The sequence below is a fragment of the Bacteroides sp. AM16-24 genome (assembly GCF_003471885.1).
In the GTDB taxonomy this organism is placed as follows: domain Bacteria; phylum Bacteroidota; class Bacteroidia; order Bacteroidales; family Bacteroidaceae; genus Bacteroides.
In genome coordinates this window covers 260403-277296 of record NZ_QRKI01000007.1, presented here as the reverse complement: position 1 = coordinate 277296, position 16894 = coordinate 260403, and the positions used below count along the sequence as shown (strand labels likewise).

The window sequence follows — 16894 nt, the reverse complement described above, 5'->3', positions numbered from 1 at the left end:
CAAAGATATGGCAGCTAACAACTTATGTCAAGGCGGAAAATAGAATGGTTACCCGCTATGCTGTAAAATATCATTTAGTCTCTTTCTGGTGCAATAATGAACCGGATTCAACTCCTGATTCGCATTATCAACTATCAAGAAGTTAATTCAACTCTCTTTTTGAAATTATTTTTTGCTATTTCTTTATACAATTTACTCTGTTTAACCATAGCATATAAAGCCGCACTCGCAGGGTTGATATTGTGTTTACCTTCAAGTAGTTTCTCTATTTGGCTAAGTTTTATTCTAATTCTGGAAGAGCAAGATTCATTATGGGTAAACTCATCATTGGGACTGAACACTTTATTACTAAAATTCTCATCATCCACTCTTAAAACAAAAGATAATTCGTGCCTTAATCCTATCAAATCAGCAGCACTTCCCATTAACTCTAAAGAAGCTTTTTGGCTTTCTATCAGATCAAGAAGATTAATTATTTCTGGATGATTCAATATTTTATAGGTTGTTTCAGTATTTTTAAGCAGGTTTCCACATTTGAATTCATCCAATCCAAATACTTCTTCCAAATACTCTCTGAATATTACTTTCCTTAGTGAAAAATGCTCTTTAATAATAGCTACATTAAAGTTCAGCTCTTTCTCATAAACTTCAAACCCTCCAGAAGGAATAAATTGATAATAACCAGGCTTGGCAGCTACGTCTTGTGCTCTTTTTAATAGAAGAGTTACATATTCTTTCTGATGGCGGTCATAAAACATAACGAACATTTGTACTCCCAATAATGAATATCTGTTGATTCCAGAGTACAAAATATCAGGAATACTGTTATTATGGTGAATTTGCTTTCTAAAAGGCAAATATTTCCATACCTGATCTACATCAATTTTGGCTCCTCTCGTTCGCGTATATGCATAAAATAATTCATATTCAAGTATATGACTTGTATATATATTTTGCTGATACGTCCCCAAATGTACATATATATGCTTTATTCTTTTATTTTTATCAAGCTCATATCGATCAAGCATATAGCCAGGCAAATAAGGATATTTAATACTATCTGCTACTATTTTCTTGTATTGACTAATCATTCTCTTTCTTAAAATTCTATCCTTCAAAGATCCTTCTTTTATAGAATAGTGCATAAAATGAGAAGTTGTCAATGAGTTCTTTTCAATATGATATTTCTCAAAAGGTATTTCTTCCTTATTATACAGGCGTTTAAATTCACTGTATTTATAAGAATGATCGCAAGAAATGTAATAAGCAGGAAACTTCATCCCAAAAATCTCAGTGAAATATCGTTCTGAATAGATCAGAGATAAAAGCTCATTGGACCACACGAGAAAGTCCATACTACTAATCGTGTCATAAAATTTATTCCGAATCTTATTTTTTTTATATTCCTTGTATTTATGATACAAAACCAAATAATACTTTTTTATAGGCTTTTTCAATCCATTGAAAAAGCCTAATAGCGTCATAACAGCTATAAAAGTGTAAATTCCATATTTCTGAAAAAACTCTTCTACTGATTGAATCATACCATTTTATTATTTCCTTTGTCTAATGATAGCAAGAGAGACGTTTTTTTATTCCCATTCTATGGTAGCATTAGGTTTCGGAGACATATCATAGCAAACACGGTTCACATGTTTCACTTCTTTCAGGATACGATCTGTAATTTTCATGAGGATAGGCCATTCTACCGGTTCGATAGTAGCGGTCATGGCATCAATCGTATTGACAGCGCGGATGATAACCGGCCATTCGAAGGAACGGGCGTTGTCACGTACGCCGACTGACTTGAAGTCAGGTACTACGGTAAAATATTGCCATACTTTCTTATCCAATCCGGCAATTCTGAACTCTTCACGCAAGATAGCGTCGGACTCGCGTACAGCTTCCAGACGATCGCGTGTGATAGCGCCCAGACAACGGACACCCAGACCGGGACCGGGGAACGGCTGGCGATAAACCATTTCATAAGGCAAGCCTAGTTCGACACCACAAGCGCGTACTTCGTCTTTGAAAAGCTGGCGAAGCGGTTCTACAAGTTCGAACTGAAGATCCTCCGGCAGACCGCCTACATTGTGGTGAGATTTCACCATCTTGGCTGTTTTTGTTCCGCTTTCCACGATGTCGGGGTAGATAGTTCCCTGGCCTAAGAAGTCGATTCCGTCCAGCTTGCGCGCTTCCTCTTCGAATACGCGGATGAACTCTCCGCCGATAATCTTACGTTTCTGTTCGGGATCTTCCACACCTTCCAGTTTAGTAAGGAAACGCTCGGTAGCGTCTACATAAATGAGGTTTGCTTTCAGTTGATTGCCGAACATTTCTACTACATCTTCGGACTCACCTTTACGCATCAGACCATGATTTACATGTACGCATACCAAGTTGTCACCAATTGCTTTCAGCAACAGGGCTGCTACTACAGAACTGTCGACACCGCCGGAAAGAGCCAGCAATACTTTTCTGTTGCCGACCTGACGGCGTACCAATTCAACCTGGTCGTTCACAAAGTTAGTCATGTTCCAATTAGCTTCGGCCTTGCACGTTTCGAAAACGAAAGGCTTAACCGCTGCTTTGATGGCTTCGATATCGTCCGTGAACTGTGGCAGTTTCACTGCACAAGTTGCTTTGTCGTGACCGGCAGCTATCACAGGGATTCCTGCCTCGTAGATGGACGGATTTACATCGATGGCAACACCGTCTACTACGTTGCACGGTCCACCATTAATAATAACACCCTTTACGTTGGGCAATTTTTTCAGTTCTTCAACGGTTATATCATGAGGATAGATCTCACTATATACACCTAACGCACGGATGGCACGAGCCAATACCGTATTTTCATGACTACCCAAGTCAAGGATAACAATCATGTCCTGCTTCATCTGATTCTGGTTATTTTTAAGTTATTGTATCGTTAATTATTCACTTTTGTTTTCAAACGGTTTGCAAAGATAAAGATTTTCAGAGAGACTATAATGTATTGATTCTCTAAACTTTCAGAACAGAGCCGCATTTTTTGTAGGCAATGATAATAATTTATATCTTTATCCCTCAGATTTATTATTGATTCACATCTGATACACTATGAGATTTATGAAGAGATTTGTTCGATATTTGCTGTTACTGTTTCTTTTTATTTTAGGTTCGGTAGAAGGTGTCTGTGCAGGAGGTGGTGAAAATATTTCGGTAGGTACTGTCATTCATCAGCGATTGAAATCGAAGGCGCGTGAAGCGAAGGCATATTGCGTCAGTAACGGATTCAATACAAGCTATTGCTTTTTGGTGGATTTCAGTATACACTCCGGTAAAAAGCGTTTCTTTGTCTGGGATTTTAAAGGAGATTCCATTAAATATGCAAGTCTCTGTGCGCATGGCTACGGAAAGGATAGTACTCCATCTAAGCCTGTTTTTAGTAATGTACCGGAGAGTTTATGTTCTTCTTTAGGAAAATATAAAGTCGGTATCAGGGCTTACAGTAAGTGGGGAATCAATGTACATTATAAATTGCATGGTTTAGAAACAACGAATGATAATGCATTTAAGCGTATTGTTGTATTACATTCATATACTCCTTTGCCTGCGGAGGAGGTGTATCCTTCTCATCTTCCATTAGGCATGAGTCAGGGATGTCCGGTAATCTGTGATGAAACGATGCGGCAAGTTGATGCATTACTCAAAGCCGAAAACAAACCTGTATTGTTGTGGATTTATAATGATTGATTTTGCTTTATATTTAGTAATTTTGCGGCAATTCTATTCAAATAATAAGAACTATGGCAAAAGAGTTAGAACTCAAGTACGGCTGTAACCCTAATCAGAAGCCGGCCCGCATTTTTATGCAGGAGGGTGAACTGCCTATTGAAGTCCTGAATGGACGTCCGGGATATATTAATTTTATGGATGCCTTAAATGGATGGCAGTTAGTGAAAGAACTGAAAGAAGCTACCGGCATGCCGGCGGCGACTTCATTCAAACATGTAAGTCCTGCAGGTGCAGCTATTGGTCTGGAATTGGATGAGATCATGAAAAAGATCTATTTCGCGGATGATCTGCCTCTCTCTCCCTTGGCCAATGCGTATGTACGCGCCCGTGGTGCTGACCGTATGTCGTCTTATGGCGATTTCATCGCTTTAAGTGATGTTTGTGACGCAGCAACCGCCCGTTTTATTAATCGGGAAGTATCAGACGGCGTTATTGCTCCGGGATATACGGATGAGGCGCTCGAAATCCTGAAAAATAAGCGTAAAGGTACTTATAATGTAATTAAAATCGATCCGAATTATAGACCAGCTCCGATTGAGCGCAAAGATGTGTTTGGAATAACTTTTGAACAGGGCCGTAATGAAATAAAGCTGAATGGCGATGAGCTGTTTGCTAATATTCCTACTCAAAACAAGAGTTTTCCGGATGCTGCAAAGCGTGATTTGATGATAGCTCTTATTACTTTAAAGTATACACAGTCCAACTCCGTATGTTATGTGAAGGATGGACAGGCAATCGGTATCGGGGCAGGGCAGCAAAGCCGTATCCACTGTACTCGTCTGGCCGGAAATAAGGCAGATATTTGGTATCTTCGTCAGCACCCGAAAGTTCTGAACTTACCTTGGGTAGAAAAAATCCGTCGTGCCGACCGTGATAATACAATTGATATTTATATTAGTGACGATCATGAAGATGTGTTGGCTGATGGCATTTGGCAACAGTTCTTTACAGAGAAGCCGGAAGTACTGACCCGCGAAGAAAAACGTGAATGGCTGGATACATTGAGAGGAGTATCTCTTGGTTCAGATGCCTTTTTCCCATTTGGCGATAATATTGAGCGTGCTCATAAGACTGGTGTGGAATATATAGCCCAGGCAGGTGGTTCGGTGCGTGATGACCATGTAATTGAAACCTGTGATAAATATGGCATTGCCATGGCATTCACTGGTATCCGTTTATTCCATCATTAATAGAACCTGAATACAGATAAACAAGAGAGGCTGTGTTAATTGCTAACACAGCCTCTCTTAGTATACGGGCCTCATTTATTCGGCGCTACGGATAGAGTCGTCGATAACTTTAATTTTCTGTTTTACTAACTCGATATCTGCTTTCAGTTTTTCTACTTTGCGATTTAGCTCCGTCAGCAGGCTGTTGCCCTTCTTGGAAGAAGCCGTCAGGAAACCGAGATTGTTCTCGTAGGTCTGCAATTCGTTTCTCATGGCATCTGCTGCACGTACCAGTTTCTCACGTTCACGATAGAGTGACTGCGGACTGCCTTCCTGGATGTTACTGATATTAGACTTGAAGTTACTCAGTTTCTTATTGGCAGCGCTGATATTGAAATGGTCGAACAACTTATCCACTTGTCCGTGGTATTGCTTGTACAAACGGTCTTTTTCCTTGAAAGGTACATGACCGATGCTGTTCCATTCCTTCATTAATTCACGTACCAACTGTGTGGCTTCATTCGTATCCATATTCTCATCAATAGCACCCAGCTTTTCGATGATCTCTTTCTTCTTGTTCAGGTTATCTACTTCAACGGAACGTTGAGAAGAAGTTGCCTTGTTTTTTTGCTCAAAGAAGTAGTCGCAAGCCGAAATGAAGCGCTTCCATATTGCATCGGAATATTTCTTTGCTACCGGACCGATCGTTTTCCATTCTTTCTGCAGTTTGGTTAGCTCGTCAGCAGTTGCTTTCCAGTCAGTACTGTCTTTCAGAGCTTCGGCTTTTTCGCAAAGGGCACGTTTCTTATCCAGATTTGCGTTCATGCCTTCTTTCAGAGATTTAAAGAAATCTCCTTTTTTGCGGAAGAACTCGTCACATGCTTTACGGAAACGTTCGAATATCTTTATATTCATTTTTTGCGGTGCAAAACCGATGGTTTTCCATTTGTTCTGCAAAGCAATGATCTCCTGTGTCTTATTATCCCAGGCAGCAAAGTTGGTCAGTTCATTATAGTCTATCGCTTCAATGATTTCACAAATTACCGTTTTCTGATCGAGGTTATGTTGCTCCACCTCTTTCAACGCTTCGAAGTGCTGCTGGTGGCGACGATTTACGGCTGTGGAAGCTGCTTTGAAGCGGTTCCATACCTCATCGCGCAGTTCTTTGGCAACAGGACCCGTATCACGGAATTCCTGATGCAGTTTCTGTAACTGATGGAATGCTGATACTACATCCGGCTCTTCTGCCAGTTTTTCGGCAGCTTCGCATAGATGTGTTTTTATTTCCAGGTTCTTCTTGAAATCATACTCGCGGAATTCATTGTTCAGCTTCAGCAGGTCATAGAACTTCTCTACATAGAGCTGGTAGCTCTTCCAGAGTTCGTTGACTTTAGCTTGCGGAATCAGTTTTACTTCATTCCACTGTTGTTGCAACTTCTTGAATTCTGTATAGGATTTGTTGGCATCATCGGGTGATTCTACCAGTTCTTTCAGTTCCTCTATTATGGAAAGTTTGATTTGCAGGTTCAGCTCTTTCTGTTTTTCCTGTTCGGCTGACAATGCACTTCTCTTCTCTTTAATGACGGACATGATGTTCTTGAACTCCTCTTCAACAGTATCTGCTGTCGGAATGAAATTCTCTGCTGTTCCCCCGTTTTCGATGAATAGTTTCTTTGCCGCTTCCAGTTCGGCATTATGCAGCTTATAGAAAGCCTGTTTCAGACCATCTATTTCCTGTTTGCCGGCATTTTCCACATCTGCGGAAACCTCTTTGAGCTTAGCCAGGATTTCCTCCTTGGTTGGCTTCTGTATAGCTTCTACCGGCTTTTCTTCCTGCGTTGCTTCTTCAGCCGGAGTTTCGGTCAGAGCCGGTTCTGAAACCTCGGTTGCTTTCTTTTCTTCTTCTAATTCTGCCGCCTTTTCGGGGAGATTAGTGTCATGAGTGTCCATCATTGTACATACGTTTTAAGAAACGGTTTTACCCGTTCGGGTTACATTAGGTCACAAATTAATGAAATAAAACAATTACTTCATACTTTTTTTCTGAGTTTTTTTTCTTTTTTCTTGTTTTAGGAGAGAAGTACGGTAATTCCCATATATAACATCATGCCTATGATGTCATTGGTAATCGCAATAAACGGACCGGTAGCGATGGCTGGGTCTACCTTCAACTTTTCCAGCGTCATAGGAACCAGCGTGCCGAAGATAGATGCAAACATAACTACGGCAAACAGGCTGATGGAAACGGAATAGGTGACGGTAGCGGTTGCACCGAACCGGGCGAAATTATATACATACACTAGTAGAGAAATAATAGTAGCATTGATAAGGGCTACTACAGACTCTTTTGTGACTTGTTTGAAAATATCTTTGGCATCCAGTGAGTTGTTGGCAAGACCTTGTACGATGATAGCCGAAGACTGGGTGCCTACGTTTCCACCCGTACCACCGATCAGCGGGATGTAGAGAGCCATTTCGGGATGGGCAGCAAAGGTTGAATCGAAGTTACCTAAAATCATGGAATTACCAATACCGCCGAGCATACCAATAATAAGCCACGGCAGGCGGGCACTCGTCTGACGCATTACGTTATCGTCCGTTTCTACATCCTGAGACAAACCGGATGCTAACTGGTAATCGCGTTCCGATTGTTCACGAACCTCGTCCATGACGTCGTCTACGGTGATTTGTCCTACTAACCGTCCGATACTATCTATAACAGGGACGGCTACTAAGTCGTACTTTTCGATAATCTGTACCACATCATCCACGGATGTGTCGACATGCACGGAAATCGGATCTTTCCGCATCACGTGCTTCACCTTTGATACGGAAGGGGAGGTGATCATCTTTTTCAGCGGGAATACTCCTTGCAGGCGGTTTTCATCGTCAATGACGTAGACGTAGTAAATTTCATCCAACTGTTCAGCTTGCTGGCGCATCTCTTTCAGACATTCCGGCATACTCCAGTTCTCATTCACGACTACCATTTCCGTACCCATCAAGCCACCGGCAGTGTCTTCATCGTATTTCAACAGATCTACGATGTCTCCTGCCTGTTCGATGTCCTCAATGTGCGAGAGAATCTCTTCTTGTTTCTCTTCATCCAGCTCACGCATCAGGTCTACGGCGTCGTCCGTGTCCATGTAGTCCACGAAGCGCTTGGCAATGGTTTCAGAAGGAAGTATTTCAAGAAATTCCTTACGGACGTCCTCGTCCATTTCCATCAATACGTCTGCTGCAGTTTCGTTATCCAGCAAACGGTATACGAACCGTGCTTCCTCCGGACTCAGGTCATTGCACAGTTCGGCAATGTCCGCAGGATGTAAGTCTATCAGGAGCGCTTTGACGTTTTCGGCGTCTTTTTGCTCTATGAGGTTTTTGACGTTGTCAATGTATTCTTCGTCCATAATTAATTAGTTTTTAGCTACAAGCTGCGCGCTACAAGGGTTGTGCAGCATATATGCAACTTATAACAATTAAACTTAAAAAACACAAGTCAATCACTCGTAGCTCGTAGCTTGTCACCCGTAGCTAAATCATCTCTTTCAAAGCCTGTTCAACCCGGTTGGTCAGATCAATGAATTGTTGTACCGATAGTTGCTCCGGTCGTTTATTGAATAAAACATCTTCCGTCAGTGGGCAGTCTTTGCCGAGTATGGGTTTTATCGAATTTCTCAGGGTTTTGCGGCGTTGATTGAAAGTGGTCTTCACCACTTGCTTGAATAGTTTTTCATCGCAGCCGAGGGCTTGAGTTTCGTTTCGTGTCATGCGAATGACAGCGCTTTTCACCTTAGGCGGTGGGTTGAATACATGCTCATGTACGGTGAAAAGATATTCCACACGATACCATGCCTGTATTAATATGCTCAGAATGCCGTATGTTTTGCTTCCGGGACCGGCAGCAATACGTTCGGCTACTTCTTTTTGTATCATACCGGTGCAACAAGGTATCAGTTCCTTATTGTCCAGCATCTTGAAAAAAATCTGGCTTGAAATATTATAAGGATAGTTTCCTGTCAGTACAAAAGGCTGCCCGTCGAACAAGCGTTGCAGATTCATTTTCAGGAAGTCATCCTCGATGATGTTATCTTCCAGAGACGGGTATTCTTCACGTAGATAGGCAACAGATTCATAATCCAGTTCTACTACTTTCACCGGACGTTCTTTCTTTACCAGGAACTGGGTTAATACCCCCATGCCCGGACCCACTTCCAATATAGGAAGCCCGGGACATACGTCTACGGTATCGGCTATGTCCTGCGCCACTTCCAGATCCTTCAGGAAATGTTGGCCGAGAAACTTTTTAGGCTTTACTAGTCTCATTTATCCACTCAATCATTACTGTTGCACTCTCTTTGCTCCGCGAATATAGGCCATACTTCAGCATTAAAAATAAGCAAGCTTCTTTTGTTCTGCTTCCTATTTGCACTATCTTTGCAGCTCGCAAAGGTAATCCTTTTCGACGAAGAATAACGAATTCTGCATGAATAAACTATTAAAAAAGACACTGAAGATCCTTTTGCCGGTCGCTTTGGGCGGTTTTATCTTGTATTGGGTGTATCGAGATTTTGATTTTGCACGCGCCAAAGAAGTACTTCTGCATGGAACGAACTGGGGATGGATGCTGTTTTCTTTATTTTTTGGTGTGATGAGTCATGTGTTTCGTGGCTGGCGTTGGAAGCAAACACTTGCCCCGCTTGGTGCTTATCCCAAGTCGGGTGATTGTGTAGATGCTATCTTTGTTTCTTATGCAGCCAATCTTATTCTTCCTCGGGTAGGAGAGGTTTCCCGTTGCGGAGTACTTGCCAAATATGATGATGTTTCTTTTGCCAAATCGCTTGGAACAGTGGTAACGGAACGTTTGATAGATACGTTGACCATCCTTGTGATTACCGGGATTACTTTTCTGATACAGATGCCTGTCTTCCTTCGTTTTTTTGAAGAGACGGGTACCAAAGTTCCTTCGCTGGTGCATCTGGTGACGTCTCCCTGGTTTTATGTTGTTCTTTTTAGTATCATTGGTGTGTTGGCATTACTCTATTTTCTTCTGCGCATGCTTTCTTTCTTTGAGAAAGTAAAAGGCGTGGTGTTGAATGTATGGGAAGGGGTGATGTCGTTGAAGAGTGTAAAAAATATACCACTTTTCATTCTCTATACCTTACTTATATGGATATGCTATTTTTATCACTTCTATATCACTTTCTATTGCTTCTCTTTTACTGAGCATCTGAGCTTTCTGGCAGGCTTGGTGATGTTTGTGGGCGGCACTTTCGCAGTTATTGTTCCTACTCCCAATGGTGCAGGTCCCTGGCACTTTGCTGTTATTACTATGATGATGTTATATGGTGTCAATGCTACCGATGCAGGAGTTTTTGCGTTGATAGTGCATGGTATACAGACATTGCTGGTTATTGTACTGGGTATTTATGGATGGTTGCATCTGTCATTGGTCAATCGTTCAAAATAGATTCGTTAATGTAGGGGGCGCATCCGGACCCTACCAACTCCCTACCAAGTCCGTGTCAAGTCCGTACCAAATTCGGTTGTATATGTATGGAGATGGTACGGAGATGGTACAGGTTTGGTAGGCACCGGGTGTTTCTTTGTGCTTACTGCAATGTTGGTTTTTCACAGGAAAAAGTTTAGGTTCTTGCATAGTTTGGGAATAAAAATGTATATTTGCGAAAACTAACTTTTAAAATGTTATGAGTACAATCTTGCAATTAGCTCCACAGAATGTGTGGAAGCATTTTTATTCGCTGACTCAAATTCCCCGTCCGTCCGGACACATGGAGAAGATAACCGAGTTCCTCGTAAATTTTGGAAAAGGCTTAGGCTTGGAATCATTTGTCGATGAAATAGGCAATGTTATCATTCGTAAAGCTGCTACTCCGGGGATGGAAAACCGCAAAGGCGTCATTCTTCAGGCGCACATGGATATGGTGCCTCAGAAGAACAATGATACTGTTCACGATTTCACAAAAGATCCTATTGAAACCTATATCGATGGCGATTGGGTGAAAGCTAAAGGTACTACATTGGGGGCAGACAATGGTCTGGGTGTTGCAGCTATTATGGCTGTGCTTGAAGATAACAGTCTGAAACATGGCCCGCTGGAAGCCTTGATTACGAAAGACGAGGAAACAGGCATGTATGGTGCTTTCGGCTTGAAGCCGGGTACACTGAAAGGTGAAATCCTGTTGAATCTTGATTCTGAAGATGAAGGTGAATTATACATTGGCTGTGCCGGTGGTATCGATCTGACTGCTACATTGGAATATAAAGAAGAAGCACCTGCTGCCGATCTTGTAGCCCGTAAGGTTACTTTGAAAGGTCTGCGTGGTGGTCACTCCGGTTTGGAGATCAATCAGGGCCGTGGAAATGCTAATAAGCTCTTAGCTCGCGTAGTGCATGATGTCTTGATTGAATTTGATTCTCAGTTGGCAAGTTTTGAGGGTGGGAATATGCGTAATGCTATTCCTCGTGAAGCATGTGCTGTATTGGTGTTTAATCCTGAAGATACAGAAGGGCTGGAAGATTATATTAAGGAATATGAAGCACAGATCAATGCGGAATACACCCCGATTGAAAGCGGCATCACTCTGACGATTGAACCTGTGGATCTTCCTGCAGCTATTGTTCCTGCGGAAATCCAAGACAATATGATTAATGTATTGATGGCTTGTCAGGATGGCGTGATGCGTATGATTCCTACTGTGCCTGATACAGTGGAAACTTCTTCTAATCTGGCTATTGTTATTATGGGTGGTGGCAAAGCAGAAGTTCGTATCCTGGCACGTAGCTCTTGCGATACAATGAAAGAATTTCTGGCTGACAGCCTGACTGCTTGTTTTGCTATGGCTGGTATGAAGGTGGAATTAAGCGGAGGTTATTCCGGTTGGCAGCCTAATGTGGATTCTCCTATTCTGCACGCCATGAAGTTGTCTTATAAGCAACAATTCGGTGTAGAACCGGCAGTGAAAGTAATTCATGCGGGTTTGGAATGTGGTATTATTGGTGCTAACTGTCCGGGATTGGATATGATTTCCTTCGGACCTACATTGCGCTCTCCGCACTCACCGGATGAACGTGCCTTGATTCCGACAGTTTCCAAGTTCTATGATTTCTTGGTAGCTACGTTGGAACAGACTCCGGAAAAGTAAATAAGTCTTTTTTATATAAAAGGCGGAGAGGATACATAAACATCCTCTCCGCCTTTTTTTTGATATTTTTATCAAAAAAATGCCGTTACTTTATAGGTAACGGCACAAAATATGGTGCAAACATAACTGTTTTTCCATAAATGTGCAAATAAAGCTGTTTTTTTTTCTGTAATTCATTAAAAAAAGAGTAATTGTACTCGAGAAACAATTTATTATGAAACAAAAATTATTATTGGATATGTTATCCTCAACTATCCAGGAGCTTCGTGCTAATGGTCAATGGGGAACTGCACATGTGTACCGGAGTGCCCGGAATTCTTTCTCTGCATTTAATAATAACAGGGATATACCGTTTGGCAAGTTAACTCCGAATCTTCTGAAGAATTTTGAGATTCATTTGCGCCAGCGGAGATGCAGTTGGAATACAGTTTCTACTTATATGAAAGTGCTTCGGGCAACTTATAACCGGGCAGTGGATAATGGTTACGCTTTGTACATTCCACGGCTTTTTAGACATGTGCATACCAGTGTGTGTGCTGATCAAAGAAGAGCTTTGGATGCTTCTGACATAGGGAACTTACTTTGTGAAGCTGAGAAAACGCCCCTATACAATACTTTGCCTGTAGACTTGCAAAAGACTAAAATCTTATTTGCACTGATGTTTTTGCTACGCGGTATACCATTTGTCGATTTGGCGTATTTGCGTAAGACAGATATTCAAGGTAATATTCTGAGGTATCGGAGGCGGAAAACCGGTAGGTCGTTAACTGTGATGCTTATCCCTGAAGCTTTGAGGCTGATGCAACTGGTGGCTAATAAGGATGGAGATTCTCCCTATCTATTTCCCTTTTTATCCAGTCCGGAGGGAACTGAAACGGCTTATCATGAATATCAATCGGCATTGAGGGCTTTTAATCATCGTTTGTCCGTATTGAAGAGGTATGTGAGAGGCCATGCTCACTTGAGTACCTATACCATTCGGCATACTTGGGCAACAATGGCCTATTATTGTGAAATACACCCAGGTATCATATCAGAGGCTATGGGACACTCATCTATCAAGGTTACTGAAACTTATCTGAAGCCTTTTCAAAATCAGAAAATAGATAAAGCTAATCAGGAGGTAATCTCTTTTGTGAAAGGGTACGCCTCTGTGTTTTAAATGATTGGAATGAGTATTATCTGATTTTAATTAGAAGTCACTGATATTTTGTAGAAATAAATCTACGAATGGTTAGAATCTTTCCTGAAATGATATTTCGGGTAGTTGTTCTTTTATCTTTTTTATTTGCCCTCTGTTATATTTATTGTTCAGTATTACAGCATAATAGCTTTTCCTTTTGAAATAGAGACCTTCTTAAATACTTCGTTTTGAGAAAATGTCATGTATCTATTTTTATAAGCATACCCGATGGTGTGCTTTTCTGTTGTTGAATATATTCTTTAGTTGATAATATGGTCTTTTTTATGCCTTTTTGGCGTAAAATGTGCCCTCTGGTAGATTGTGCCGTTACCTATAAAGTAACGGTAGAGATGGGGATGAGGATTATTGATTAGACTATTATTATTCTTTATTTTTTTAAATTTATAAATTTAAAGTTTTTTATTATGAACAAAAAATTTCTAAGTGCAATCCTGTTCGGAGCTTTAATGGTAGGTTCTACAGGAACGTTCACGTCTTGTAAGGACTACGATGATGACATCAAGGACCTGCAGGGACAACTGGACAAGAAAGCTTCACTTGATGAATTGAACTCTAAGGTAAGTGCTTTAGAAGCTGCCATCAATGGAGCTAAGACTGATGCGACTGCTGCTAAGACAAAAGCAGAAGAAGCACTGGCCAAAGCTCAAGAAGCATTGGACAAAGCTGGACAAGGGGGCTCATCTTCAGCAGAAATCGAAGCTCTGCAAGCAGCTTTGGAAAAAGCACAGTCTGATTTGCAAAAGCAAATCGACAAATTGGCTTCTTTGGATGATGTAACAGCCAAAGTTGCTGCTTTGAAAAAAGAGCTCGAAGCAGACTTTGTTACTGATGAGAAGTTGCAAGTTTTATCTACAAAGGTTCAAACTTTGACTGATGAAGTAGTTAAATTGATCGGTCACCGTTTGACTAGTCTGGCTGTAATACCGACTACTCATATTAATGGTATCGCTGCTATCACTTTCACTACTTTGCAATATACTCCGCAGAAGTATCAGGTAGTAGCTGATCACAAATCAGAAGTACATGCAACAACTCCGGTTCTGGACCACGTTAATGCTGCGACTAAAGCTAATTACATTTCTACGGAAAAGAATAAAGCTTATTTCCATGTAAGTCCGAGTATAGGTATCCGTACTCAAGATATCAAATTGCCTTCATTCGATGGTTTGAAGTCTGAGAACATCATAACCAGAGCAGGTGTTGAAATTACTAACAATAAGCCTATCGAAGTTACTGGATATAACATCAATGATAAGGGCGTATTGGAAGTAACATTCAAGAAAGAAAAGAGCTTCTTGAATACACAGCTTAATACTTCTACGACTGGTACTAAAGAATCATTCTATATGGCTTCTTTGAAAGCTCCTATCGCAGAAGCTAACTATACTGCAGATGAAGCTAAGGATCTTGCAGCTGGTACTATTGACGGTGTTTATGTAAACTCTGAATATGCCCGTATCGAGGAACTTATCAAGTTACCTTATCTTGCTAACATGAGAACTGATTATAGCAAGACAACTACTGGTAACTTTGCTGATGAAACTCAGACTGATGCTAACGGCAAATTCTATGTTCACTATCATGACTCTATCTGCCTGTATAAGTCTGATGCAAACTCTTTGATCGATGTTTACCAGCCCTACGACAAAGCTCTTGATCTGAAGACATTGGTGAAAGTTTGTGTAAGCGATATCAATAATGATCATAGCAAACATGAAGGTTTGGATAACTATGCTGACTATGGTTTGGCATTCCGTTTCCGTTTGGCTAATGCTGCTTACATTCCGCAGAACGATAATACAAACAAGACTGACCAACAGAAGTTTGCTCAAATCGATTCTCCTGAAAGTGGTATCATGACATCTAAAGTATATAACATTTCTGAATCAGCTACAGCTGTAGGTCGTGAGCCTATCGTTTGCGTATCTTTAATCGATACTCAAAACGGTAACGCTTTGATCGCTCAACGTTATATCAAGATTAAATGGACTATGGAAGGTAAGACTCTGTCTGTTCCATTCCAGCCTACTCTGTTCAATTGCACTGTTGAAAACCGTGTTAATACAGAAATGATGAACACAATGATCTACGACAAGGCTAAGACTGGTGGTATGACTAAGAATGAATTCCATTCTATCTATACTCAGTTCGTAGATGGTACAGGTGCTGGTACAGCTATAGATATCGCTAATCCTGAAGAAGGTGTTGAATCTCACAATATCTTGTGGACATTGTCTGAAGCTGATCTGGGCGTATTCTGGCCTACTCAGCAAGAAAAGACATTCACTAAGACTGTGACTTACAAAGATCCTAAGGGTATCAATGCTGATATTACAGTTGTAATGACAAGAACTATCTACATGCCTGCTCTGAACGTTTGGGGCCATATGGGTACTTACTGGAAGGGTGACAAAGTATATGAAGTATTCAATATCAACCCGATCGTTTACGGTACTAAGGAATCTAATCCGGCATGGAATGTAGTTACAGGTACTAACCCGACATGTAACATCTATACTGACCTGTTGAATGGCTTCTTGGATGACAGATATAAGAAACCGACTGACGGTGCTGCAGGTGTAGTATATTACACTGACAAGAATGTAGCTGGTAAGAAATTCTACTATCCTTCTTTCGGTCCTGCACAAGCTGGTGCTACTATGGGAGCTAACTCTAATGGTATCTATTACAATGATCTGGGTGTAAGATTTGTATTTGACAAGGCAAGAATTGCTAACTACAAGTATACTTGGAAAGACGGTAAAGAATACACAGCTACGTTGAGGAACAATGATACTGAATTGTGGATCAACGGTCAATTGGCTGCAACAATCGTTAATCATGCAGCTAACCTGTTGAACGCAACTGAACAAACTTACAACATTAAGTTGGAAGAAGCTGTTCCTGCTCATCCTGTTACTGACTTTACTAATCAGCCGACAGAAGCTGCTAAAGCATTGGTTGGTAAGCTTGTTCCTATCAACTTGGTAGCTGACATCTGTGGTAATGATAAGAATGTAGCTACAGTTAAGCAATATGAAGCTAACATCATCGAACCGTTACAGGTTAAGAAGGGTGAAATTAAGAACTTCATCGATGCTCAGAACGAAGGTAGTACAATTGATGTAACTGATGCATTCACTTACTATTCTTGGAATGACAACAATCAGGTTGTTGCTAAGACTGGCAAGGGTGACTTAGCAGAAAAGCTGTATGAGTTCTACCAAGTAAGAGAAGCAGGTTGGCCGTTGGTAGCTGGTTCTAGCACTTTGGATGTAACTAAGATCAAGACTAACTTGAAACCTGAAGGTGGTAACTTGGAACCTGTTGAAGGTTACACTCAAGGTAGCTTGCCTGCAAACGTTGAGATCAAGTACGAACAGAAACTTGTTGATGGTAAATTGAAAGACGTTCTGACTTATTACAACTATAGCGGTACTCCGGTTAACAAGGCATACAAGCTGTTTATCCCGGTTGAATATGGCTACAAGTGGAAGACTCTGATCAATGTTTATGAAGTGACTGTAGCTCCTAACTCAGGAACTCCTGGTAACTAAATAAAGATTAGATACTAA

11 protein-coding genes are annotated in these 16894 nt (G+C 41.1%); 6 read left to right on the top strand and 5 right to left on the bottom strand.

Annotated elements, in window-relative coordinates; genetic code table 11:
• Window positions 1–134: 134 nt before the first annotated feature.
• A complete protein-coding gene (locus DW182_RS10915) occupies window positions 135–1544 on the bottom strand; it encodes a hypothetical protein (RefSeq protein ID WP_118295521.1) in 1410 nt (469 codons plus the stop codon).
• A gap of 48 nt (window positions 1545–1592) precedes the next feature.
• On the bottom strand, window positions 1593–2900 hold the full coding sequence (guaA, locus tag DW182_RS10910; RefSeq protein ID WP_007667072.1) for a glutamine-hydrolyzing GMP synthase: 1308 nt from the start codon (window positions 2898–2900) through the stop codon (window positions 1593–1595).
• Between the two features lie 211 nt (window positions 2901–3111).
• Here guaA and DW182_RS10905 point away from each other — a divergent pair, with 211 nt between their 5' ends.
• Together DW182_RS10905 and DW182_RS10900 are read left to right on the top strand one after the other, a co-directional pair.
• The gene (locus tag DW182_RS10905) at window positions 3112–3738 is read left to right on the top strand and encodes a murein L,D-transpeptidase catalytic domain-containing protein (RefSeq protein ID WP_199678576.1); all 627 of its coding nucleotides are present in this window, start codon (window positions 3112–3114) and stop codon (window positions 3736–3738) included.
• 53 nt (window positions 3739–3791) lie between these two features.
• Window positions 3792–4970, top strand: coding sequence for a phosphoribosylaminoimidazolecarboxamide formyltransferase (locus tag DW182_RS10900; protein ID WP_118295519.1), 1179 nt, complete (start codon window positions 3792–3794; stop codon window positions 4968–4970).
• Between the two features lie 75 nt (window positions 4971–5045).
• On the opposite strand, the gene DW182_RS10895 is transcribed toward DW182_RS10900, so the two are convergent.
• From DW182_RS10895 to rsmA, 3 genes are all read right to left on the bottom strand, one after another.
• Window positions 5046–6902: a DUF349 domain-containing protein gene (locus DW182_RS10895; RefSeq protein ID WP_199678575.1), complete on the bottom strand. Its 1857-nt coding sequence runs from the start codon at window positions 6900–6902 to the stop codon at window positions 5046–5048.
• 116 nt (window positions 6903–7018) lie between these two features.
• Window positions 7019–8359 (bottom strand): magnesium transporter, encoded by a 1341-nt coding sequence (gene mgtE / locus DW182_RS10890; RefSeq protein WP_115502303.1) that lies wholly within the window; start codon window positions 8357–8359, stop codon window positions 7019–7021.
• 124 nt (window positions 8360–8483) lie between these two features.
• Window positions 8484–9275: a 16S rRNA (adenine(1518)-N(6)/adenine(1519)-N(6))-dimethyltransferase RsmA gene (rsmA, locus tag DW182_RS10885; RefSeq protein WP_118295518.1), complete on the bottom strand. Its 792-nt coding sequence runs from the start codon at window positions 9273–9275 to the stop codon at window positions 8484–8486.
• Between the two features lie 160 nt (window positions 9276–9435).
• On the opposite strand from rsmA, the gene DW182_RS10880 reads away from it, so the two are divergent.
• From DW182_RS10880 to DW182_RS10865, 4 genes are all read left to right on the top strand, one after another.
• The gene (locus DW182_RS10880; RefSeq protein ID WP_117694511.1) at window positions 9436–10419 is read left to right on the top strand and encodes a lysylphosphatidylglycerol synthase transmembrane domain-containing protein; all 984 of its coding nucleotides are present in this window, start codon (window positions 9436–9438) and stop codon (window positions 10417–10419) included.
• 238 nt (window positions 10420–10657) lie between these two features.
• Window positions 10658–12115, top strand: a complete 1458-nt coding sequence (locus DW182_RS10875; protein WP_118295517.1) for an aminoacyl-histidine dipeptidase — start codon at window positions 10658–10660, stop codon at window positions 12113–12115.
• Window positions 12116–12329: 214 nt separating this feature from the next.
• A complete protein-coding gene (locus DW182_RS10870) occupies window positions 12330–13277 on the top strand; it encodes a site-specific integrase (RefSeq protein WP_118295516.1) in 948 nt (315 codons plus the stop codon).
• A 446-nt stretch (window positions 13278–13723) separates the two neighbouring features.
• The gene (locus DW182_RS10865; protein ID WP_118295515.1) at window positions 13724–16876 is read left to right on the top strand and encodes a hypothetical protein; all 3153 of its coding nucleotides are present in this window, start codon (window positions 13724–13726) and stop codon (window positions 16874–16876) included.
• The last annotated feature ends 18 nt before the right edge of the window (window positions 16877–16894 follow it).

Bases quoted from the DNA above. Each gene is read 5' to 3' on its own strand.
- DW182_RS10915 (WP_118295521.1), bottom strand. From the start codon at position 1,544: ATGATTCAATCAGTAGAAGAGTTTTTTCAGAAATATGGAATTTACACT.
- guaA (WP_007667072.1), bottom strand. From the start codon at position 2,900: ATGAAGCAGGACATGATTGTTATCCTTGACTTGGGTAGTCATGAAAAT.
- DW182_RS10905 (WP_199678576.1), top strand. From the start codon at position 3,112: ATGAAGAGATTTGTTCGATATTTGCTGTTACTGTTTCTTTTTATTTTA.
- DW182_RS10900 (WP_118295519.1), top strand. From the start codon at position 3,792: ATGGCAAAAGAGTTAGAACTCAAGTACGGCTGTAACCCTAATCAGAAG.
- DW182_RS10895 (WP_199678575.1), bottom strand. From the start codon at position 6,902: ATGATGGACACTCATGACACTAATCTCCCCGAAAAGGCGGCAGAATTA.
- mgtE (WP_115502303.1), bottom strand. From the start codon at position 8,359: ATGGACGAAGAATACATTGACAACGTCAAAAACCTCATAGAGCAAAAA.
- rsmA (WP_118295518.1), bottom strand. From the start codon at position 9,275: ATGAGACTAGTAAAGCCTAAAAAGTTTCTCGGCCAACATTTCCTGAAG.
- DW182_RS10880 (WP_117694511.1), top strand. From the start codon at position 9,436: ATGAATAAACTATTAAAAAAGACACTGAAGATCCTTTTGCCGGTCGCT.
- DW182_RS10875 (WP_118295517.1), top strand. From the start codon at position 10,658: ATGAGTACAATCTTGCAATTAGCTCCACAGAATGTGTGGAAGCATTTT.
- DW182_RS10870 (WP_118295516.1), top strand. From the start codon at position 12,330: ATGAAACAAAAATTATTATTGGATATGTTATCCTCAACTATCCAGGAG.
- DW182_RS10865 (WP_118295515.1), top strand. From the start codon at position 13,724: ATGAACAAAAAATTTCTAAGTGCAATCCTGTTCGGAGCTTTAATGGTA.